The 19,796-nt window shown below is 71.8% G+C and carries 23 protein-coding genes and 2 tRNA genes; 12 read left to right on the top strand and 13 right to left on the bottom strand.

Annotated elements, in window-relative coordinates; genetic code table 11:
* The first annotated feature begins 26 nt into the window (after window positions 1-26).
* The 8 genes from Athai_RS25070 to Athai_RS25105 all read left to right on the top strand — a co-directional run bounded on the left by Athai_RS25070 (window position 27) and on the right by Athai_RS25105 (window position 4,876).
* Window positions 27-233: a hypothetical protein gene (locus Athai_RS25070; RefSeq protein WP_203963771.1), complete on the top strand. Its 207-nt coding sequence runs from the start codon at window positions 27-29 to the stop codon at window positions 231-233.
* 2 nt (window positions 234-235) lie between these two features.
* On the top strand, window positions 236-481 hold the full coding sequence (locus Athai_RS25075; protein ID WP_203963772.1) for a hypothetical protein: 246 nt from the start codon (window positions 236-238) through the stop codon (window positions 479-481).
* Window positions 482-500: 19 nt separating this feature from the next.
* A complete protein-coding gene (locus Athai_RS25080) occupies window positions 501-1,370 on the top strand; it encodes a bifunctional DNA primase/polymerase (protein WP_203963773.1) in 870 nt (289 codons plus the stop codon).
* A complete protein-coding gene (locus tag Athai_RS25085; protein WP_203963774.1) occupies window positions 1,367-2,068 on the top strand; it encodes a DNA cytosine methyltransferase in 702 nt (233 codons plus the stop codon). Before Athai_RS25080 ends, Athai_RS25085 begins: the two co-directional genes overlap by 4 nt.
* 1 nt (window position 2,069) lies before the next feature.
* Entirely contained in the window at window positions 2,070-3,101 is a 1,032-nt protein-coding gene (locus Athai_RS25090) for an AAA family ATPase (RefSeq protein ID WP_203963775.1), read from the top strand.
* 118 nt (window positions 3,102-3,219) lie between these two features.
* The gene (locus Athai_RS25095; RefSeq protein ID WP_203963776.1) at window positions 3,220-3,438 is read left to right on the top strand and encodes a helix-turn-helix transcriptional regulator; all 219 of its coding nucleotides are present in this window, start codon (window positions 3,220-3,222) and stop codon (window positions 3,436-3,438) included.
* The gene (locus tag Athai_RS25100) at window positions 3,435-4,031 is read left to right on the top strand and encodes a tyrosine-type recombinase/integrase (protein ID WP_203963777.1); all 597 of its coding nucleotides are present in this window, start codon (window positions 3,435-3,437) and stop codon (window positions 4,029-4,031) included. Before Athai_RS25095 ends, Athai_RS25100 begins: the two co-directional genes overlap by 4 nt.
* A gap of 14 nt (window positions 4,032-4,045) precedes the next feature.
* Complete coding sequence (locus Athai_RS25105) at window positions 4,046-4,876, top strand: tyrosine-type recombinase/integrase (RefSeq protein ID WP_203963778.1); 831 nt, start codon at window positions 4,046-4,048, stop codon at window positions 4,874-4,876.
* Window positions 4,877-4,957: 81 nt separating this feature from the next.
* On the opposite strand, the gene Athai_RS25110 is transcribed toward Athai_RS25105, so the two are convergent.
* The 3 genes from Athai_RS25110 to Athai_RS25120 form a co-directional block, all read right to left on the bottom strand.
* Window positions 4,958-5,031: transfer RNA gene (locus Athai_RS25110), tRNA-Met, on the bottom strand.
* 60 nt (window positions 5,032-5,091) lie between these two features.
* Complete coding sequence (locus Athai_RS25115) at window positions 5,092-8,034, bottom strand: UPF0182 family membrane protein (protein WP_239157467.1); 2,943 nt, start codon at window positions 8,032-8,034, stop codon at window positions 5,092-5,094.
* Between the two features lie 140 nt (window positions 8,035-8,174).
* On the bottom strand, window positions 8,175-9,191 hold the full coding sequence (locus tag Athai_RS25120; RefSeq protein ID WP_203963780.1) for a YlbL family protein: 1,017 nt from the start codon (window positions 9,189-9,191) through the stop codon (window positions 8,175-8,177).
* A 213-nt stretch (window positions 9,192-9,404) separates the two neighbouring features.
* On the opposite strand from Athai_RS25120, the gene Athai_RS25125 reads away from it, so the two are divergent.
* On the top strand, window positions 9,405-10,811 hold the full coding sequence (locus Athai_RS25125) for a zinc-dependent metalloprotease (protein ID WP_203963781.1): 1,407 nt from the start codon (window positions 9,405-9,407) through the stop codon (window positions 10,809-10,811).
* A gap of 86 nt (window positions 10,812-10,897) precedes the next feature.
* Window positions 10,898-10,969, top strand: a tRNA-Leu gene (locus tag Athai_RS25130).
* 13 nt (window positions 10,970-10,982) lie between these two features.
* On the opposite strand, the gene Athai_RS25135 is transcribed toward Athai_RS25130, so the two are convergent.
* Complete coding sequence (locus tag Athai_RS25135) at window positions 10,983-11,444, bottom strand: SRPBCC family protein (protein WP_203963782.1); 462 nt, start codon at window positions 11,442-11,444, stop codon at window positions 10,983-10,985.
* A gap of 185 nt (window positions 11,445-11,629) precedes the next feature.
* Between Athai_RS25135 and Athai_RS25140 the strand changes: the two genes are divergently transcribed.
* The gene (locus tag Athai_RS25140) at window positions 11,630-12,262 is read left to right on the top strand and encodes a TetR/AcrR family transcriptional regulator (RefSeq protein WP_203963783.1); all 633 of its coding nucleotides are present in this window, start codon (window positions 11,630-11,632) and stop codon (window positions 12,260-12,262) included.
* Window positions 12,263-12,402: 140 nt separating this feature from the next.
* Here Athai_RS25140 and Athai_RS25145 read toward each other — a convergent pair whose 3' ends face one another.
* The 5 genes from Athai_RS25145 to murI all read right to left on the bottom strand — a co-directional run bounded on the left by Athai_RS25145 (window position 12,403) and on the right by murI (window position 16,109).
* Window positions 12,403-12,963 (bottom strand): HhH-GPD-type base excision DNA repair protein, encoded by a 561-nt coding sequence (locus Athai_RS25145; RefSeq protein ID WP_203963784.1) that lies wholly within the window; start codon window positions 12,961-12,963, stop codon window positions 12,403-12,405.
* Window positions 12,964-13,021: 58 nt separating this feature from the next.
* Entirely contained in the window at window positions 13,022-13,633 is a 612-nt protein-coding gene (gene rdgB / locus Athai_RS25150; protein ID WP_203963785.1) for an RdgB/HAM1 family non-canonical purine NTP pyrophosphatase, read from the bottom strand.
* On the bottom strand, window positions 13,633-14,358 hold the full coding sequence (rph, locus tag Athai_RS25155) for a ribonuclease PH (protein ID WP_203963786.1): 726 nt from the start codon (window positions 14,356-14,358) through the stop codon (window positions 13,633-13,635). The genes rdgB and rph overlap by 1 nt, the downstream gene beginning before the upstream one ends.
* A gap of 32 nt (window positions 14,359-14,390) precedes the next feature.
* Complete coding sequence (locus Athai_RS25160; protein WP_203963787.1) at window positions 14,391-15,137, bottom strand: MBL fold metallo-hydrolase; 747 nt, start codon at window positions 15,135-15,137, stop codon at window positions 14,391-14,393.
* 144 nt (window positions 15,138-15,281) lie between these two features.
* Window positions 15,282-16,109, bottom strand: coding sequence for a glutamate racemase (gene murI, locus Athai_RS25165; protein WP_203963788.1), 828 nt, complete (start codon window positions 16,107-16,109; stop codon window positions 15,282-15,284).
* A 603-nt stretch (window positions 16,110-16,712) separates the two neighbouring features.
* On the opposite strand from murI, the gene Athai_RS25170 reads away from it, so the two are divergent.
* Complete coding sequence (locus Athai_RS25170) at window positions 16,713-17,117, top strand: hypothetical protein (protein WP_203963789.1); 405 nt, start codon at window positions 16,713-16,715, stop codon at window positions 17,115-17,117.
* A 121-nt stretch (window positions 17,118-17,238) separates the two neighbouring features.
* On the opposite strand, the gene Athai_RS25175 is transcribed toward Athai_RS25170, so the two are convergent.
* From Athai_RS25175 to Athai_RS25190, 4 genes are all read right to left on the bottom strand, one after another.
* A complete protein-coding gene (locus Athai_RS25175; RefSeq protein ID WP_203963790.1) occupies window positions 17,239-18,189 on the bottom strand; it encodes a PLP-dependent cysteine synthase family protein in 951 nt (316 codons plus the stop codon).
* Window positions 18,190-18,200: 11 nt separating this feature from the next.
* Window positions 18,201-18,482 carry a MoaD/ThiS family protein gene (locus Athai_RS25180; protein ID WP_203963791.1) on the bottom strand — a complete coding sequence of 94 codons (282 nt, stop codon included), beginning with the start codon at window positions 18,480-18,482 and terminating at the stop codon, window positions 18,201-18,203.
* Between the two features lie 71 nt (window positions 18,483-18,553).
* Window positions 18,554-19,063, bottom strand: a complete 510-nt coding sequence (locus tag Athai_RS25185; RefSeq protein WP_203963792.1) for a M67 family metallopeptidase — start codon at window positions 19,061-19,063, stop codon at window positions 18,554-18,556.
* Between the two features lie 139 nt (window positions 19,064-19,202).
* Entirely contained in the window at window positions 19,203-19,730 is a 528-nt protein-coding gene (locus Athai_RS25190; protein WP_203963793.1) for a DUF2017 family protein, read from the bottom strand.
* Between the last annotated feature and the right edge of the window lie 66 nt (window positions 19,731-19,796).

The following is a 19,796-nucleotide window of genomic DNA, read 5'->3' on the forward strand; positions in this document are numbered from 1 at the left end:
GCGTCGCTATCGTCGCCATCCTCGCCATGATCGTTCTCACGCTCGGTTACGTGATGGCGTGCGCGGTCTGGCCGTTCACCGCCTGCCGACGCTGCGGCGGCGCCGGCAAACACCGCTCACCGTCCGGCCGCGCGTTCCGCTACTGCCGCCGCTGCAAGGGCACCGGCGCCCGACTGCGGACCGGCCGGAAGGTCTACAACGCCGTTCGTCGCCTGTACCGCGAAGGCCGGTAGCCGTGGCCGCGCTGACCGGGGTCGAGGTCTGGCTCAACGGCAGCAAAGACGAGCTACGCGCCGCATGGGCGGCGCTGCACCAGCTCGGCACCGTCACGCACCTGGGCGAGCTGCACCCGCTCGAACAACCCGGCCGCTTCCGCCTGTACCTGCGGCTGACCGTCGCCGCCGCTGCCATTCCGCCCGCCCCGGCTCGTCCGACGGGCGGGACGGCGCCCGACACCGTGTCGCTGCCGCTGGCCGGCTGACCCGAAAGGACATCACCGCATGACCGCATCATCGTTGAACGCCGCTCTGGCGGCCGCACAGCGGGGCTGGCGGGTGTTCCCGCTCGTCCCCGACGCCAAACGCCCCGCCGTGCGCGGGTGGGAAGCCCGCGCCACCACCGACCCCGACCGCATCCGCCGCTGCTGGATCGCCGGCCCGTACGGGGTCGGTGTCGCCTGCGGCCCGTCCGGGCTGCTGGTGGTCGACCTGGACATGCCCAAGACCGGCGAGCACACCGGCTCGCCGGGCGCCACCGGCGCCGACGTGCTCGCCCGACTCGCCGCACAGCACGGCCAGCCCTATCCGGACTCCACCTACGCGGTCGCGACCGGGTCCGGCGGGCGGCACCTGTACTTCGCCGCCCCGGCCGGCCGGACGTGGCGTAACACCGCCGGCCGGCTCGGTGCGCTGATCGACACCCGCGCATCCGGCGGGTACGTCGTGGGCGCCGGTTCGACCGTGGGCGGCCGGGCGTACCGGACGGTCACCGACACCGACCCGGCGCCGCTGCCCGCATGGCTCGCCGCGCTGCTCGAACCGCCGACCGCGCCACCTGTATCGGCCACGCCGGTCCAGCTGGACACCGGCCGACACGGCGGGTACGTCGCCGCCGCGATCCGCGCCGAAGCCGCCCGGGTCCGCGACGAGCCGGACAACCACAACGGAGCCCTCTACATCGCCGCCTGCGCACTCGGGCAACTCGTCGCCGGAGGCGCGCTCACCGAAGACGACGTCCGGGGGATTCTGTCCGACGCGTTCGCGGTGCACATCTCCGCCGAACCGCGCCACCACAACCAGCGCGAGGCACACAACACGATCAGCTCCGGACTCAAGGCCGGCGCGAAACGCCCCCGGACGGTGGCCGCATGAACGTGCTGGAGCTGTTCGCCGGGATCGGCGGCCTGTCGCTCGGGTTGGAACGGGCCGGGATGACGGTCGTCGGGCAAGTCGAGATCGATCCGTTCTGCCGGACCGTTCTGGCCCGGCACTGGCCGGGGGTGCCGCGTCATGACGATGTCCGTACCGCGCTCACCTGGTGGCGCTCCCAACCCCGACCCCGCGTCGACGTCGTCGCCGGCGGCTACCCCTGTCAACCCGAATCCGTCGCCGGACCCCGGCTCGGCACCGCCGACCCACGATGGCTGTGGCCGGCCATGGCCGACATCATCGCCGCCCTACGACCCCGCTACGTCATCGGCGAGAACGTCGCCGGACACCGCACCAAGGGACTCGGCATCGTGCTGGCAGACCTCGAACGGCTCGGCTACACCACCCGTGCCGGCACTCTCCGAGCTTGCGAGATGGGCGCCCCACACCCACGGCCCCGACTGTTCACGCTGGCCCACGCCAACAGCCCGGGACGCCAACCGCGGCGCAGGATGGGACCGGCCCGGACGGCCACTGTCGGAGCGGGTCGGTGGCCCGCTGAACCCGACCTGGCTCGAATGGCTCATGGGGTTCCCCGCGGGGTGGACCGACGTCGAGCCCTCGGAAACGCCGTCGTGCCCGCCGTCGCCGAACACATCGGCCGACTCATCACCCACCACGCCACCGGACGAGAGGTCTGAGATGGCCACCGACACCCACACCGAACCCGACACGATTCCGGTGGACGACCGGCCCGCTCTGCGGCCCGTCCGCGACGGAGAGCGGCCCGACCCGCTCGCGACCGCCTGGACCGCCGATCGGTTGATGGCCACCGAGTTTCCCGAGCCGAAGTGGGCCGTACCCGGCATCATCCCGGAAGGCGTGAGCCTGTTCGCCGGGCCGCCGAAGGTCGGCAAGTCTTGGGCATCGCTCGGGCTGGGTATCGAGATCGCCTCGGGCGGCGCGGCGTTCGGCTCGATTCCCGTCACCAGCGGCCCCGTGCTCTACCTGGCGTTGGAAGACACCGCACGGCGGCTCAAATCGCGCATGGGCAAGCTGCTGCGCGACCGGATGGCCCCGTCCGGCTTGACGATCGCTACCGCCTGCCCGCCGCTCACGTCGGGCGGTACCGACGCGATCGCGCGATGGTTGGAACGCAACCGATCGGCCCGCATGGTCGTCATCGACGTATTCGCCAAGATCCGTGGCGTACCGCCGCCCGGCCTGTCCGCGTACGAGGCGGACTACGCCGCCGTCGGGCACGTGAAGAAGTTGGCCGACGCGTACGGCATCGCGATCGTGCTCGTCTGCCACCTCCGCAAAGCCGCCGCCGACGACTACCTCAACGAGGTGTCCGGCACCAACGGGTTCGCCGGAGCGGCCGACACGACGTTGGTACTCAAGCGCGGACGTGGCGAGGCTGACGGCGTGCTGCACGGCACCGGCCGCGACGTCGACGAGATCGAGAAAGCGTTGCGGTTCGAGCCCGACACCGGCACGTGGCGGCTGCTCGACGGGCCGGCGTCCGATCACACGATCGGCGTCACCCGCGCAACGGTCCTGCGGTGGGTGCGCGAGCATCCCGGCTCGCCGCCGCGTGCCATCGCCGACGGCACCGGCCTGGACTACGACACCGTCAAGCAGACCGCGCGCCGTATGGCCGACGACGGGCAGCTCGCCCGCGCGGGCGGTGGCCGGTACATCGACCCGACCGCGACGGCCGATCCAGCGTAGGCGCGTCACCGTGTCACCGCTTCCCACATGACCTGCACAAACACCGGTGACACCCGCATTTGCGGGTGTCACCGGTGTCTCTGCCCCTGAACCGCACTCGTCGTGGAGGACCGCCACCATGACCACCCCGAACATGACGATGACGAGCCTGTCCGACCTTCCCGCGCTGATCTCCATTCCGCTCGCCGGCGAAATCCTGGGGCTCACGCGCGCCACCGCCTACCGGTACGCCGCATCCGGTGACCTTCCGGTCAAGCGGTTCGGTGGACGCCGGGTGTATGTCATCACGGCCCGCCTGCGGGCGATCGTCGAAGGCACCGAGGAGACCGTTCAGTGAGCACGCCCAAACGCCGGATCCCCGGAATCTCCGTCTATCAGCGCGGCGCCACCTGGTCGTATCGGCTCGACCTCGCCCCGGACCCGTTGACCGGCAAGCGGCAGCGGGAGAACCGGGGCGGGTTCGCCACCGAAGACGAGGCGTGGGACGCCGTGCTGAAGTCCAAAGCGGCCCATGATGCGGGACGGCAGGTCAAACGATCGCCCCGCACGGTGGCGGCCTTCATGGCGGAATGGCTGGAGACCACCCGCGCCGAGGTCAAGGCGACCACCTATCAGAACTACGCCGACTACACGCGTTCGTACGTCGTGCCGATCATCGGCGGGCGTCCGCTACAGGAGATCAAGGTTCCCGTGCTCAACCTCCTGTACCGCCGGCTGTTGGACTCCGGCCGGCTGAAGCCGGACAACAACACGAAGATGTACGAGTACTGGAAGGCGCGGAAAGCCTCGAACGACGGAGGGGGCCGCGCCCGGCCGAGATCGCAAAAGCTTGCGGCACAACGATCTACGCCGCACGAGCGGCGGTACTCCGGTACCGGCGCGGCCGGATCCCGGTGGCGAAGTCGCCGGGGCTGGAACCGAAGACCGTGAAGAACATCCATCGGATGCTGCATCGCGCGTTCCGTGACGCGGTGGCGTGGGAGTACCTCGCGATGAATCCGGCGGTGCACGCCAGCGTTCCGCGCGTTCAGCGGAAGCGACGGGCGGGCAAGACGGCGCCGTGGTCGGTCGACGAGCTGGCCGCGTGGTTGGCGGTGGCGATGCGGGACCGGTTCGCCGGCCTGTGGGTGCTCGCCGCCACGACCGGCATGCGCCGGTCCGAGCTGGCCGGGATCATGCGTGACGACCTGCGGCTGTGGAGCGAGTGCGTGAAGTGCGAGCACCGCCAGGAGGCGGGCGAGTTGAAGAAGTGCGAGAAGTGCGGCGCGGCCGGTGTGGTCGTGCGTGGAACGCTCGTCATCGAGCCGACGCGGGTCGTGGTCGCCGGGCGGGCGGAAGACTCCGACGGGAAGTCGGACGACAGCGTCCGTGAGGTCTCCGTCGACCCGTTCACCGGCGCCGCGCTGGTGCCGTATCTCGCCAAACTGAGCGAGGAACGCCGCGCGTTCGGCACGGCGTACCCCGACCACGGGAAGCTGATGGCGTACGAGGATGGCCGGTTACCGCACCCCGACACCGTGACGCGGATGTTCAACCGGCTCGTCGACGCGGCCGGGGTGCCGCGCATCCGGCTACACGACGTGCGCCACACGTACGCGACGCTGTCGCTCGACGCTGGGGTGGACCTGAAGATCGTGAGCGACAGGATCGGGCACTCCGACACCAGCATCACGAGCAAGGTCTACGTGCACCGTTCGTCGGGCCACGACGAGGCGGCCGCCACGCTGATCGGAAGGCTGATCGAGGAGGCGATGAACCGCGCTCGAGCATCCTGACCGGGGTCCCTGGTCACGGATCTGGTCACGGAGACGCGAAAACGCCCTCCTGGATGATCTCCAGGAGGGCGTTTTCCCTCGTAGCGGGGGCAGGATTTGAACCTGCGACCTCTGGGTTATGAGCCCAGCGAGCTACCGAGCTGCTCCACCCCGCGGCGGTGAGACCAATACTAGCGGGCCTCTCGGAGGGCTCCAAATCGGGGTGGGGGTGTCCCTCATCTCCCTGGTGACGGGGTCGCCTTCGCGCCCGGCGACGGCGTCGCGCTGGCCCCGGGTGAGCCGGTGGCCTTCGCCGCCTTCTTGGCGTCTTCGTACTGCTTGGTGGCCTTCTTCAGCTCGGCGAGCGCCTTGCCCTCGGCGGTGTAGTCGTCGGCCTTGCGGGCGGCGGACAGGTCGGCGAGTGCCTTGTCGATCGCCCGTACCGCGGCGTCGAGGTCCGGCGAGCCGGTACCGGTGTCGCCGCCGGCGTCGGAGCCGCCGTCGCCGGGCGGTGCGGTACCGGTGGACGACGCGGTCATGTTGGCGATCGCCGACTTGAGGTCCGGGCCGTAGCCGACCTGGCTGCCGTACCCGACGAGGACGGTCTTGAGCAACGGGTACGGCACGTTCTTGCCCTTGATGTACACCGGCTCGACGTAGAGCAGCCCGTCGGCGACCGGCAGGGTGAGCAGGTTGCCGTAGTCGAGGCTGGAGGTCTTGGAGTCGCCGAGGGCCAGGTTGTTCTGGATGCCTTCCTGGTTCTGCATCTTCGACTGGACCTGGTTGGGGCCGAGGAAGTTGGAGTTGCCGGGCAGTTCGGTGACGGCGAGCTTCGGCCGGCCGGACGCGTCGTAGTACGCGGACAGGATCGCGGCGAGGTTGTTGCGGTTGTGCGAGGTGAGCGCCGCGGTCAGCTGGAACGTCGGCTGCTGCTGTTCGGGGAACTGCGCCACCACGTAGTACGGCGGTTGCTTGTGGCCGCCGGAGCGGGTCGGGTCCTTCGGCGTCTCCCACAGGTTGTCCTGCTTGTTGAACGCCTGCGGGTCGGTGATGTGGTAGCGGTTCAGCGTGTCGCGCTGCACCTTGAACAGGTCCTCCGGGTACCGGAAGTGCGCGGCGAGGTCCTTCGGGATGTCGGTCTTCAGGATCCCGCCGTACGCCGCGTTCCAGGCCTTGAGCACCGGGTCGGTGCGGTCGAACTGGTACAGCGTGACCTTGCCGGTGTAGGCGTCGACGGTGGCCTTGACCGAGTTGCGGATGTAGTTGATGCTGCGCCGGTCCTGCTCGGCGGTACCGGATCCGGTCTGCGAGTCGCTGGTGGCCGACTGCAGGTCGGTGCGCTGCGAGTACGGGTAGGTCGAGGAGGTGGTGTAGCAGTCCAGGATCCACTGGACGCGGCCGTTCACCACCGCCGGGTAGGGGTCGCCGTCGACGGTCAGGAAGGGCGCGACCTTCTCCACCCGGGCCCGCGGATCGCGCACGTACAGCAGCTTCGAGTCGGCGTTGAAGTAGTCGCTGGCGAGCAGGAAGTTGCTGTCGTGGAAGTCGAGCGCGTACAGCAGCCGCCGGCCGTACGAGCCGACCGGCACGCCGCCGGAGCCGTGGTAGGTGTTCTGCAGCTCGGGTGCGTTGGCGCCACCGCCGCCGGGCCGGTCGTACTCGCGGTCGGCGCCGCCGTCCTTGCCGACGATGGCGAAGTCGGTGAGCTTGTCCGAGTAGTAGATCCGCGGCTGTTCGACGTGCAGCTTGCTCGGCCCGGAGTAGCAGTCGCCCTGTTTCGCCGCCCGCTTCGTGTCGCCGAGCGAGCCGGAGACGAAGGACGGTTGCCCGTCGGCGCAGGTGGTGTCGGCCGGCGCGGCGACGAACCCGTAGCCGTGGGTGAACACCGCGTGCCGGTTCTGCCAGGTGCGCTGCGCGCCGGACAGCCGCGACGAGTCGAGTTGCCGCACCCCGACGACGTAGTCCTGGGTACGACCGCCGACCGTGTACCGGTCGACGTTGAGCTTGTCGCCGAAGTCGTAGAACCCGCGCACCTGCTGGAGCTGGGTGAAGGTGGCCGGCACCTTCGCCGGATCGAGCAGCCGGACGTTCGGCACCGTGTTGGAGTCCGCGGCGAGCTTCGCGTCGGGCGTGGTGTTGGACGCCGGGTACACCCCGCCACCGATGTCCTGGATCCCGTACGCCGCGCGGGTCGCGGTGATGCTGCGCTGGATGTACTTGCCTTCCTTGGCCGGGATGTTCGGCTTCACGGTGAAGGTGGACACCATGCCCGGGTAGATCCCGCCGACGGTGACGGCGGCGATGGCCAGCAGCGCCAGCGACACCCCGGGCCAGATCAGGTTGCGGGCCACCGCGTTGGAGAACACCAGCACCGCGACCGCGACCACCAGCGCGATCCAGGCGAGGATCTGCTTCGCCGGCAGCAACGCGTTGATCGCGGTGTAGCCGGCGCCGTCGGTGCCGGTGGTGGAGGTGTGGCCGAGCAGCAGCCCACGCTGGTCCAGGAAGTACGCCACCGCCTTGAGCACCACGAACAGCGCGACCAGGATCGACAGGTGCAGCCGCGCGGCGTGGGTGATCCGGTCACCGCGGCCGGACAGCCGGACCCCGCCGTACAGCCAGTGCGTCAGCAACACCGCCACCAGCGCCAGGAACACCAGCGTGAACCCGACCCCGATCAGGTACCGGTAGAACGGGTACTTGAAGACGTAGAACCCGATGTCGGTGCCGAACTGCGGGTCGCCGACGCCGAACCGCTGCGCGTTGCTGAACAGCAGCCACTGCGCCGACACGCCGCGCGCGGACAGCCCGGTGATCAGCCCGGTCACGATCGCCACCGCGGCGACGATCAGCCGGATCCGCGGCGTCACCGCCGCCCGGTACCGGTCCAGGTTCTGCTGTTCGGGCGAGCGGGGTCGCACCCGTGGCCGGAGCCGGTACGCGAGCAGGATGTTGCCGCCGAGCCACACCGCGGCGCCGGCACCGAACACCGCGAACAGCGCCAGCCTGGTGCGCAGGTTGGTGGCGAACACCGAGGTGTACGACACCTCCCGGAACCACAGCCAGTCGGTCCAGGTGGACACCACCCAGCTGCCGGCCGCGAGCAGCACGATCAGCGCCACGATCACGGCGAGGATCCGCCGGGCACGGCGACCGACCATCGGCAGCGGCGTACGCATCGTCACCGGCTATTCCCCCATCCCGCCGACCCCACCGACCTGCGCGTGGCGTCCCAGACTAGGCGATCGCGCCAGCGACCGCCCGCACGGTCCTGCCTGCCGGCCGGTCAGGAAACCTCAAGGGAGCGTCGATGCGCCGTTCAGCAGGACGGGGTGGGCTTGCCGGCACGCAGTTCGGACAGCGCCTGCAGCGCGCCATGCAGGGTGCTCACCTTCACCAGCTTCAGCCCGCTCGGTACCGCACCCTTGGCCTGCGCGCAGTTGTCCGCCGGGGTGAGGAACACCGTCGCGCCGTCCTGCTTGGCGCCCAGCAGCTTCTGCTGGATGCCGCCGATCGGGCCCACCTTGCCGTCCGTGTCGATCTCGCCGGTCCCGGCGATGACATTGCCGCCGGTCAGGTCGGCCGGGGTCAGCGTGTCGATGATGCCCAGCGCGAACATCATCCCGGCGGACGGCCCACCGATGTCGCCGAGACTCACCTTCACCCGGTACCGGCAGGGCTGCTTCTCGGTCACCGTGACACCGAGCGCGGCCTTGCCGGAGTCGCCCTTGCCGGTGGTGACCGTCGTCGTCCGGGCCTTGCCGCCGCGGGTGTAGCCGACCTCGCGCTTGCTGCCGGCCGCCTCCGACTGCACCAGCGTGACCAGCTTCGCGGTGGAGGTGACCGGCTTGCCGTCGATGCTGTTCAGCACGTCACCGGCCTTGAGCTTGCCGGCGGCGCCGGAACCGGCCGCGACCGACTTGACGGTCACCACCACCGGGCAGCCGAGCTCCCGGTAGGCGGCGGTCTCGGCCGCGGTCTGCGAGTCCTGGAACTGCTGTTGCTGCTGCTTGTCGGTCTGCTGCTCGGTCTGGTCCGGCGGGTAGACGGCGTCCCGCGGCACCACCGCGTACCGGTCGTCCCACCAGTCGTACATCGCCGACCAGAGGGTGAGATCGTCGGAGACCGAGACCGTGACCAGCCGCAGCTGCCCGGTCGACTTGGACGCCGTACCGCGCTGCACGGTGATGATCTTCGTCCCGTCGACGGAGCCCAGCGTGTCGACCGTCGGTCCCGGGCCCAGCGCCACGTACGGCACCTTCACCAGCAGCGAGGCTGCGGTCAGCAGGGCCACCAGTACGGTGCCGATCAGCACGGTCCACCCGCGTCGTTCCATGCTGGGAGCCTATTCGGGCGGCGCCACGCCGGCGCAGCCACCCGCGTACCGCGTGTCGGCCCAGCTCGGCGGGCCGGTGCCCGGCGCCGCCGGCGACGCGTGTTCGCGCGTAGCGGACGCCGCCCGGGTGTCCGGTCACCGCACGTCGCGTACCGTGGAAGGTGTGACCGGGGCGGTTGCACCTACCTGCACACGGTGCGATGGGACGTTGTGATGACTGATATTCCGTTCGGGTTCTCGGTGCCGGGAGGCACACCCGACCCCAACGACCCGCAGCAGATGGCGCGGTTTTTGTCCCAGCTTCAGCAGTTCCTGGTGACTCCGGGTTCCGGCCCGGTCAACTGGGATCTGGCCAAGCAGGTCGCCACCAGCCAGATCGAGGCCGACGACCCCGCCGTCGCGAGCGCCGACCGCACCGAACTGGCCGAGGCACTCAAGCTCGCCGACCTGTGGCTCGACCCGGTGACCACGCTGCCCAGCGGGGTCCGCTCGACCGCCGCCTGGACCCGGCGGGAGTGGATCGAGAAGACGCTGCCGGTCTGGCAGCAGCTGTGCGATCCGGTCGCCGGCCGGATGGTCAACTCGATGGGCGACCTGATGCCGGAGGAACTGCGCGGCCAGCTCGGTCCGATGCAGGCGATGGTCTCCTCGCTGGGCGGCGCCATGTTCGGCGGCCAGCTCGGCGCGGCGCTCGCGTCGCTGGCCGGTGAGGTGCTGTCCGACTCCGACATCGGCCTGCCGCTCGGCCCCGCCGGGGTGGCCGGGCTGCTGCCCACCAACCTCGCCGCGTACGGCGAGGGCCTGGAGCTGCCGGCCGACCAGGTCCGGCTCTACACCGCGCTGCGCGAGGCCGCCCACCACCGGCTGTACGCGCACGTCCCGTGGCTGCGCGGGCACATGCTCGCCGCCGTCGAGACGTACGCCCAGGGCATCACCGTCAACCGGGAGGCCATCGAGGAGGCGCTCGGCCACGTCGACCCGAGCAACCCGGAATCGATGCAGGAACTCAACTTCGAGGGCGTGTTCACCCCGGAGGACACCCCGGCACAGCGGTCCGCGCTGAACCGGCTGGAGACCAGCCTGGCGCTGGTCGAGGGCTGGGTGACGCACGTGGTCACCGCCGCGGTCGCGGACCGGCTGCCGAACGTGGCGCGGCTGACCGAGGCGTTCCAGCGGCGCCGGGCCGAGGGCGGCCCGGCGGAGCAGACGTTCGCCGCGCTGGTCGGACTGGAGCTGCGGCCGCGCCGGCTGCGCGAGGCGACCGCACTGTGGGAGGAGCTGCGGGCCCGCCGCGGTGTGGACGGCCGGGACGCGATCTGGGGCCACCCGGACCTGCTGCCGTCGGCCGACGACTTCGCCGAACCGGCCGCGTTCGCCGACACGTCCTCGTTCGACATCGGTGACATGGGCTTCGACCTGTCCGACCCGGCCCTCACCGGCACCGTGCCCCCCGAGGCGGGTAGCGACTCGCCCGCCGAGGGCACCGCGCGCGACGGCGACACCGGACCGGACCACGCTGCCGGCGAGGCCGGCTCCGGGGGCGACGCCAATTCGCGCGGCGAGGCCGGCCCGGAGGGCACCGCGGAACGCCCGGAGGGCGGCGACAAGCCGCAGGACTGACCCGGCGGGGCCGGCCGGCGCCCGCTGCCTAGACTGGCCTGCGTTCGACGCGCCCGTTCCGTTCGGAGCGGGCGCAACGCGTGCGCGGGCCGTAGCCCAACGGCAGAGGCACATGGTTTAGGTCCATGCCAGTGTGAGTTCGAATCTCACCGGCCCCACCCTCGGCGCCGCTCACGACTCGACGAGCGCCCTGATCCGTTCCAGGCTGGCCCGCATGCCGGCCTCCAGCTCCGCGTCGTGCCCGGTCTGCCCGCCGAGGAAGGTGCGGGTGAACCAGCTGGCGAACGCGCCGACCCCGTCCGGGGTGCGGCGGGTCGAGGTCAGCTCGCACCCGGCGTCGGTGGCCCGCAGGGTGTAGCCCCACTGCGACCGGTTGGTGTTGACCCGCCAGGCGATCTCCCGCTCGGGATCGAACCGGGTCACCCGGGACAGCGTGGGCCACCGGGTGCCGCCCCGACGGTTCAGCCCGAGCAGCCACGAGCCCCGGCGGACCCGACCGCCGATCGGGATCACCCGGCGGCACTCGGGCGACCATTCCCCGGTGCGGCGCACGTCGGCGACGACGCGCCACACGCTGGTCGCGGGCGCGGCGACGTCGATCGACGCCGCGAGGGGCCTGATCTGCTGAGCCATGCTCACTCCTCCACTTCGGATGCCTGCCGCACGCCCGGAGCGTGTCGGCTGCGCCGGCCGGCGTCCCGGGATCGGAGGTGCGTGCACGGGGCGGCAGACTCGGTACGACGGCGCGCTGGCGCGGCGCCGGCCATGCAATTAAGATACAGACAGACTGTATGTAAATCAAGGAGGGTCCGGGCCCGATGCCTTCGACCACGCCGAAGCGGCCCCGCCGTAGCCAGCCCGAGCGTTCCGCGGCGACCCGGGAAGCGCTGGTCACGGCGGCGCGACCGCTGTTCGCCACGCACGGCTTCGCCAACGTGGGCACCGAGGCGATCGTGGCCGCCGCGGCGGTGACCCGCGGCGCGATGTACCACCAGTTCGCCGACAAGACGGCGCTGTTCGCGGCGGTGCTGGAGACGGTCGAGGCGGGCGTCGCCGAGCGGCTCACCGAGCGGGTCGCCGCCGCCGGCGTCACCGAACCGGTCGCGGCGATGCGGCTCGCCGCCCGCGCCTGGCTGGACGCCTGCGCCGACCCCGACGTCCGGCGGATCGTGCTGGTCGACGGCCCCTCGGTACTGGGCTGGGCCCGGTGGCGCGCGCTCTGCCAGCAGTACGTTTTCCGGCTGGTCCACGATCTGCTCGCGGCGGCGATGGACACCGGCCGGATCCCCCGCCAGCCGGTCGCCCCGCTCACCCACCTACTGCTCGGCGCCAGCGACGAGGCGGCCCTCTACGTCGCCGAGTCCGCCGACCCGGACGCCGCCCGGACCGAGATGGTCGCCGCCCTCGACCACCTCATCAACGGTCTCACCGGCCCGCCCCCGGCCGGCTGACCACCCGAGCGTCGTGGCCCACCGCAACCACTCCCGACACCCACCCCAGCGTCGTGCGCCCACCCCAGCGTCGTGCGCCCACCGCAACCACTCGTGACGCCCACCCCAGCCGTAGACCACCGCCGCTCAGCAGGCGGCGTTCAGCGCCTGCTGAGCTTCTTGAAGGCACGTACCTCGGCGAGTGACCTGTCGTCGACCACGTCGGCGATCGACCGGCGCGAGTTCGCGACGCCGTAGTCGCCGGCCGCGGCGCGCCAGCCGGCCGGTCGCACGTCGAACTGCTTGCCGAGCAGGGCGAGGAAGATGCGGGCCTTCTGCTCGCCGTAGCCGGGCAGCTTCTTCAACCGCGTCAGCACCGTCGCGCCGTCCGGGTCGCCGCTGGTCCACAACGCTTCGGGTGTCCCGTCGTACTCCGCCACCAGGTACCGGCAGAGTGCCTGGATGCGGCGGGCCATCGAGCCGGGGAACCGGTGCACCGCCGGCGGCTCGGAACACAGCGCCACGAACTCGTCCTCGTCGGCGTCGGCGATCGCCCCGGCGGACAGCTCACCGAACCGGTCGGCGATCTTCTTCGGCCCGGCGAACGCGGTCTCCATCGGCACCTGCTGGTCCAGCAGCATGCCGATCAGCAGCGCCAGCGGCGACTCGGCGAGCAACGAGTCCGCGGCCGGCTCACCGGCCAGATACACCGTCCGTCCCATATCCGCATCCTGCCACCGGCACCTCGCCCGCGCGGGCGCTCGTCCCGGCCCGGCCGGATCAGTGCAGTTCGGCAGCGATGAGGTCGGCCAGGCCACGGAACGCCTTGCCGCGGTGGCTGATCGCGTCCTTGGCGTCGGCGGACAGCTCGGCGGAGGTCTGCTGGTAGCCCTCCGGGACGAAGATCGGGTCGTACCCGAAGCCGTTCCGGCCGCGCGGCGTGCGGATGATGCGGCCGAGCATCCGGGCCTCCACGACCTGCTCCCGGCCGTCCGGCCAGACCAGTGCCGCGGCGCAGACGAACCCGCCGCCGCGGTGCTCGTCCGGTACGTCGCCGATCTGGTCGAGGACCAGCTGCAGGTTCGCCTCGTCGTCGCCGTGCCGGCCGGACCAGCGGGCGCTGAACACGCCGGGCATGCCGTTGAGCGCGTCGACGGCGAGCCCCGAGTCGTCGGCGACGGTGGGCAGCCCGGTCTGCTGCGCACCCTCGCGCGCCTTGATCAGCGCGTTCTCGGCGAAGGTGAGACCCGACTCGGGCACCTCGGGGTATTCGGCGACGTCGTCCAGGCCGATCAGCTCGACCTGCTCGCCGGCGCTGGTCGCGGCGAGGATGCGGCGCAACTCCACGAGCTTCTTGGCGTTCCGGCTGGCCAGCAGCAATCGGGTGGTCATCACACGAGCGCCTTCCGCTGGTGTTCGGCGAGCTGGGCGCAGCCCGCGGAGGCCAGGTCGAGCAGCCTGTCCAGCAGGGCACGGTCGAACACGTCGTGCTCGCCGGTGCCCTGCACCTCGACGAACTCGCCGGTGCCGGTGCAGACCACGTTCATGTCGACATCGGCCCGGACGTCCTCCTCGTACGGCAGGTCGAGGCGCGGCTCGCCGTCGATGACGCCGACGCTGATCGCCGACACCGACCGGTGCAGCACCTTGCCCGGCGAGGCAGCCAGGATGCGACGCTCCCCCATCCAGGCGATCGCGTCGGCGAGCGCCACGTACGCCCCGGTGATGGCGGCGGTGCGGGTGCCGCCGTCGGCCTGCAGCACGTCGCAGTCGAGCACGATCGAGTTCTCGCCGAGCGCCCTGAAGTCGAGGCAGGCGCGCAGGCTGCGGCCGATCAGCCGGCTGATCTCCTGGGTCCGCCCGCCGATGCGGCCCTTGACGCTCTCCCGGTCACCGCGGGTGTTCGTCGACCGGGGCAGCATCGCGTACTCCGCGGTGACCCAGCCCTCGCCGCTGCCCTTGCGCCAGCGCGGCACGCCCTCGGTGACGCTCGCGGTGCACAGCACCCGGGTGTCGCCGAACGACACCAGCACCGAGCCCTCCGGGTTCTTGGTCCAGCCGCGGGTCAGGGTGACCGGGCGCAGCTCGTCGGCGTTCCGTCCGTCAGCTCGCGTCATGCGCCTCACCCTACCGACGGGCACCGACGGGTTCAGATCTGGTACGAGGCACCCGGCCGGACCACCTCGGTCGGCCCGTCGTACTCCCCGGCCACCTCGTCGAGGGTCTGCGCCTCGGAGTGCCACGCCGGTACCAGGTGGGTCAGCAGCAGCCGGCCGACGGCGGCGCGGCTGGCGTACCCGCCGGCCTCCCGGCCGGTCAGGTGCAGGTCCGGCGGGTTCTGCCGGGTCTCCACGTAGCTCGCCTCGGACAGGAACAGATCGGCGCCGTCGGCGAGCTTGGTGAGCTGGTCGCACGACGCGGTGTCGGCCGAGTACGCGAGGGTGCGGCCACCGTGTTCGATGCGCGCGCCGAACGTCTCGACCGGGTGGTTCATCCGGTCCACGGTGAGTTCGAACGGGCCGATCGTGCCGGTGCCCGGGGTCAACGTGACGAACCGGTACACGTCACCCAGCGGCTCCTCGCCGCCGTCGTACACCGCGGACAGCCGCTGCTCGGTACCGGCCGGGCCGTACACCGGCAGTTGCGGGTAGGGCCCGTTCGGCCCGTACCGCCGGGCCACCACGTAGGACGACGCGTCGAACATGTGGTCGCCGTGCAGGTGGCTGAGGAATATCGCGTCGATCGAGTGCGGGTCGACGTAGCGCTGCAGCGTGCCCAGCGATCCGGTGCCGAAATCGACCAGCAGCCGGAACCCCTCGGCCTCGACCAGGTAGGCCGAACACGGCGCCTCCGGACCCGGAAAGCTGCCGGCACAGCCGACGATGGTCAGTTTCACGTTGCTCTACCCCTTGCGTTGCCTGTGTGTGGCTGCGCCGCCGCGGGGGTGCACCCCGCCGCGCGACCTGGCGCCTCGGTCGGTGTGTACGGACGCCCGCGGGCGCCGAGGTTGTCCGGTGCCGCGGCACCGGTCCGCCGCCCGTCAGGACGCCAGCGAGACCCCACCGAACGCCGTCCCGTGCACCGACTCCGCGGTCGCCGCGGAGAGCCCGAGGAACCGTCGGGCCAGCGCCTCGAACCGGGCCGGGTCGCCGGTGGAGAGGAACCGGTGCCGCGGCGCGTCCGCACCCTCGGCACGCAGCAGGTCTCCCTCGGTAAGAACGCGGTACACGTCCTTGGCCGTCTCATCGGCGCTGGAGACGAGTGTCACGCCGTCGCCCATCACCAGCCCGAGCAGGCCGGCGAGCAGCGGGTAGTGGGTACAACCGAGGACGAGGGTGTCGACATCGTCGCGCTGCAGCGGTTCCAGGTACGACTGGGCCAGGCCGAGCAGTTGCCGGCCGGTGGTGATCCCGCGCTCCACGAACGGGACGAACTGCGGGCAGGCGACGCTGCGCACCGAAACCCCCGGCGCGGCCGAGAACGCGTCCTCGTACGAGCCGCTGGTCACGGTCATCCGGGTCGCGATCACGCCGACCCGACCGTTGCGGGTGGCGGCCACCGCACGGCGCACCGCCGGCCGGATCACCTCCACCACGGGCACCCGGTAGCGCTCCCGCGCGTCGTGCAGGCACGCCGAGGATGCCGCGTTGCAGGCGATGACGAGCATCTTGACCCCCTGCTCGACCAGGTGGTCGAGCACGTCGAGGGCATAGCGCCGGACCTCGGCGATCGGGCGCGGCCCGTACGGCGCGTGCGCGGTGTCCCCGACGTAGAGCAGCTGCTCGCTGGGCAGCTGGTCGAGGATCGCGCGGGCCACCGTGAGGCCGCCGACGCCGGAGTCGAAGATGCCGATGGGCGCGTCGGTCACGGGCGTGAGCCTAACCGTCGGCGCCACCCCGGGCCGTCCAGCGCGGCTGAATGTCGCGAACGTGACACTCTGGTGACGGCACGACGCGGCCGGCGCCTCACGCGCACCCCGTCCGGCGGACCTGACATGCTGGGCCACGGCAACCGCCACGGCACCGTGTCGGCGGCTCGCTTCGCGTGGCCGGACCCGGTGACGACCGACATACGGAAGAATCGGACGCGTGACTTCGCAGCCAGCAAGCAGCGACAGCGCCGGTAGCGGCGACCAGCGGTCCGCGGCATCCGCGGGCGGCGCGCCGCCCGCGCCGCCGACCGGTCCGATGCCGGTGTGGCCGCAGGAGACCGCCACCCCGGCCGGAGCACCGGCGGCTCGACCCGACCCCGACCGCGGCAACATGCCCGACCCGACCATCGCCGGTACCGCCGCTCCGGCCGGCGCGGTCCCGCCCGGCCCCGGGCCGGGGGCGCGGCACCGAGCGCACCGGGTACCGGCGGACCGGGCAGGGGCGGCGCCGGCCCGGACGCGGCGTTCGGCCCGGCCGCACCGGACGGGCCCGGGGGCGGTCGGATGCCGGCGAGCGCCGCACCCGTCCCGGGTGGCGGGATGAGCGCGACCCAGACCATCCCGGTGACCTCCGACCACGCACCCGGGGTATCCCGGCGCGACGCGGTGCTCGGCCTGATGGGCCAGCCCGGTCAACCGGAACCGAAGCTCGCCAAGCGGACCGGTACGCCACGGATGCGGGCGCTCGGCCTCGCCGCGATCTGGGCGCTGCTGCTGTGCCTCGGCGGCCTCGCCTGCGGTACCTGGGGGCTGATCGCGATCCTCGCCGGCCTGACCACGACGAGCTGGTACGAGCCGGCGATCGTGGTCGTCGGGGTGTTCGGCCTGGCGCTCGCCGCGGCGGCGTTCCCGCTGGCCGAGCGGAAGCTGGTGCCATGGCTGCTGCTCGGCGGCAGCACCGTCACGCTGGTCGCCGGGTTCGTGCTGACCGCCTCCGCGACCTGACCCGGCCGCGGCCCGGGGGCTCGGCACCCCGGGCCGGTGAGCCGGCGGCCCGACGGCTCGGCACCCCGAGCCGGTACGCCGACCGGCCCGACGGCATCGGCGCCCCGGGCCGGGTCGGCGGTCAGGCCCAGAGCTGCCCTTCGAGGGCCGTCTCCGCCTCGGCGAGGGTGCCCGAATAGGCACCGGTCGACAGGTACTTCCAGCCGCCGTCGGCGACCACGAACGCCACGTCGGCGTCCTCCCCGACCCGGTGCGCCTGGTGCGCCACCGCCAGCGCGGCGTGCAGCACCGCGCCGGTGGACGGGCCGGCGAAGATCCCCTCCACCTCCATCAGCTGCCGGGTGCGCAGCAGCGCGTCCCGGGTACCGACGGAGAATCGGCGGGTGAGCACGGTCGCGTCGTACAGCTCGGGGACGTAGCCCTCGTCGATGTTGCGCAGCCCGTACACCAGCTCGCCGTAGCGCGGCTCGGCCGCGATGACCTGGATGTCCGGCTGCTTCTCCCGCAGGTACCGGCCGGTGCCCATCAGGGTGCCGGTGGTGCCGAGGCCGGCGACGAAGTGCGTGATCGTCGGCAGGTCGCGAAGCAGCTCCGGTCCGGTCGTCTCGAAGTGCGCCCGCGCGTTCGCCTCGTTGCCGTACTGGAAGAGCATCACCCAGTCGGGGTGCTCGGCGGCGAGCTCCTTGGCCATCGCGACCGCCTGGTTGGAGCCGCCGGCGGCCGGCGAGGAGATGATCTCCGCGCCGTACATGGTGAGGATCTGGCGGCGTTCGGCCGACGTGTTCTCCGGCATCACGCAAACCAGCCGGTAGCCCCGCAGCTTCGCCACCATGGCCAGCGCGATACCGGTGTTTCCGCTGGTCGGCTCCAGGATCGTGTCGCCGGGGCGGAGCGTGCCGGCCCGCTCCGCCGCCTGCACCATGTACAGCGCGGCCCGGTCCTTCACGCTGCCGGTCGGGTTGCGGTCCTCCAGCTTCGCCCACAGCCGGACGTTCGGCGCCGGGGACAGCCGGGGCAGGCCGACGAGCGGCGTGTCACCACAGGCGTCGAGCAGCGACTCGTACCGGGACATGGCGTGACCTCTCAGCGGGCCCCGCCGGCCACCGCCGGCAGGATCGTCACCGAGTCGCCGTCGGCGAGCGAGGTGTCCAGGGCGCCGGTGAACCGGACGTCCTCGTCGTTGACGTACACGTTGACGAAGCGGTGCAGGCCGCCGTCGTCGGTGATCAGCCGGCCGCGCAGGCCGGGGTGGCGCGCGTCCAGGTCGGTGATCACCTCCGACAGCGAACTACCGGACGCCTCGACGCTCTTCGCGCCGCCGGTGTAGCTGCGCAGGATGGTCGGGATGCGGACCTCGATGGCCATGCGGGCACTCCTTGGGTGGGCAGGACGACAAAACTGAAGAAGGACGAACCGCGACGAGTGGGCGACGCCGCTCAGGCGTCGGCAGCGCCGGTCGAACAGTCGTAGACGACCGACGTCGGGGTGTGCCCGAACTTGTACGACTGGACCGGGTCGGCGTCGTCGTCGACGATCTCGACCGGCTCCTCGGTGACCACGCCGTCCACGATGCGGAACGAGCGGAACTCGACGGTCTCCGCGTCCCGGGTGCTGACCAGCACGTAGTGCGGGTCGGGCAGCATCGTCGCGTACTCCGCGGCGCGGTTGACGTCGGTCCGAGACGGGAACGCCTCGGTGGCCGTGTGCGAGTGGTAGATGACGACGGGTTCCTCGTCCCGGTCGTCCAGCTCCAGATAGACGCGCCGCCACTCGTCGCCCTCGAACCGGTAGCCGGTCATGGACCGCTCGGCGTTGAGCATCGCGATGAAGCGGACGGCGCTGTCCGAACCGGCCGGACCGGCCACGATGCCGCACGCCTCGTCCGGGTGGTCCCGGCGGGCGTGCTCGACGATCGCGTCCCGAACGGAGCGGCCCAGCCTCAGCACGCCTCCAGCCTAACCGGCGTTGGGCCGACACCGGGAGTGGCACGTCTCACCAGGCGGCGTCAGACCCGGGCGAACCGGACGGCAGCCGGTTCGGACCCCGCCCGCGTGCCACCCGGGCGCCACCCCAGCGGTCGGCCGCTCAGTACCGCCAGCCGGTGAGCGCGGTGAGCAGGGCGTCCTGCACCTCGCCGGCGACCACGTAGGCGAGCAGTTGGGCGGCGCGCGGCGAGGACGGATCGCGGGTGATCTCGGCGTCGAGCTCCTCGGCGAGATCGGTGTCGGCGTCGACCTCCAGCCGGCTGCCGAGCAGCAGCCGGATGTCGTTCAGGCCGCGCAGCCAGACGCCCGCCGAATCGTCGGACAGCCTGACCTCGCCACCGTCGGCCGGCAGCGTGTCCAGGATCAGCTGCGCCGCGGCGAGCTTGTCGCCGCGCAGCTCGCTCTCGGTGAGCCGGCGCAGCTCGGCGGAGTCGGCCAGCGAGTCGGGGTACACGTCGGGGAACAGCCGGGCCAGTCCCGGGTCGGTGCGGTCGACCGGCTGGTCGAGCACCTCACTGCTCTGCCGGACCAGCTCGCGCAGCACGCTCGCGTACTCCGGTGCGAACGAACCGACCAGCTCGTCGCCATCACGGACAAACAGGGTGAACTCCCCGCTGGGCTCGGTCACGGCACATCCAGGGTCGTCGCTGTCTCGGGTCCATCGCTGCTTCGCGCCGATGGTGGTACCGGGGCG

Source organism: Actinocatenispora thailandica (genome assembly GCF_016865425.1).
Taxonomy (GTDB): domain Bacteria; phylum Actinomycetota; class Actinomycetes; order Mycobacteriales; family Micromonosporaceae; genus Actinocatenispora; species Actinocatenispora thailandica.

What these genes read in the sequence shown, in the direction of transcription:
- Athai_RS25175 (WP_203963790.1), bottom strand. Translation starts at nt 18,189, where the DNA reads ATGTCCCGGTACGAGTCGCTGCTCGACGCCTGTGGTGACACGCCGCTC.
- Athai_RS25145 (WP_203963784.1), bottom strand. Translation starts at nt 12,963, where the DNA reads ATGGGACGGACGGTGTATCTGGCCGGTGAGCCGGCCGCGGACTCGTTG.
- Athai_RS25095 (WP_203963776.1), top strand. Translation starts at nt 3,220, where the DNA reads ATGACCACCCCGAACATGACGATGACGAGCCTGTCCGACCTTCCCGCG.
- Athai_RS25070 (WP_203963771.1), top strand. Translation starts at nt 27, where the DNA reads ATGATCGTTCTCACGCTCGGTTACGTGATGGCGTGCGCGGTCTGGCCG.
- rdgB (WP_203963785.1), bottom strand. Translation starts at nt 13,633, where the DNA reads ATGACCACCCGATTGCTGCTGGCCAGCCGGAACGCCAAGAAGCTCGTG.
- Athai_RS25090 (WP_203963775.1), top strand. Translation starts at nt 2,070, where the DNA reads ATGGCCACCGACACCCACACCGAACCCGACACGATTCCGGTGGACGAC.
- Athai_RS25105 (WP_203963778.1), top strand. Translation starts at nt 4,046, where the DNA reads ATGCTGCATCGCGCGTTCCGTGACGCGGTGGCGTGGGAGTACCTCGCG.
- Athai_RS25115 (WP_239157467.1), bottom strand. Translation starts at nt 8,034, where the DNA reads ATGCGTACGCCGCTGCCGATGGTCGGTCGCCGTGCCCGGCGGATCCTC.
- Athai_RS25080 (WP_203963773.1), top strand. Translation starts at nt 501, where the DNA reads ATGACCGCATCATCGTTGAACGCCGCTCTGGCGGCCGCACAGCGGGGC.
- Athai_RS25170 (WP_203963789.1), top strand. Translation starts at nt 16,713, where the DNA reads ATGAGCGCGACCCAGACCATCCCGGTGACCTCCGACCACGCACCCGGG.
- Athai_RS25180 (WP_203963791.1), bottom strand. Translation starts at nt 18,482, where the DNA reads ATGGCCATCGAGGTCCGCATCCCGACCATCCTGCGCAGCTACACCGGC.
- Athai_RS25135 (WP_203963782.1), bottom strand. Translation starts at nt 11,444, where the DNA reads ATGGCTCAGCAGATCAGGCCCCTCGCGGCGTCGATCGACGTCGCCGCG.
- Athai_RS25120 (WP_203963780.1), bottom strand. Translation starts at nt 9,191, where the DNA reads ATGGAACGACGCGGGTGGACCGTGCTGATCGGCACCGTACTGGTGGCC.
- Athai_RS25085 (WP_203963774.1), top strand. Translation starts at nt 1,367, where the DNA reads ATGAACGTGCTGGAGCTGTTCGCCGGGATCGGCGGCCTGTCGCTCGGG.
- rph (WP_203963786.1), bottom strand. Translation starts at nt 14,358, where the DNA reads ATGACGCGAGCTGACGGACGGAACGCCGACGAGCTGCGCCCGGTCACC.
- Athai_RS25125 (WP_203963781.1), top strand. Translation starts at nt 9,405, where the DNA reads ATGACTGATATTCCGTTCGGGTTCTCGGTGCCGGGAGGCACACCCGAC.
- Athai_RS25140 (WP_203963783.1), top strand. Translation starts at nt 11,630, where the DNA reads ATGCCTTCGACCACGCCGAAGCGGCCCCGCCGTAGCCAGCCCGAGCGT.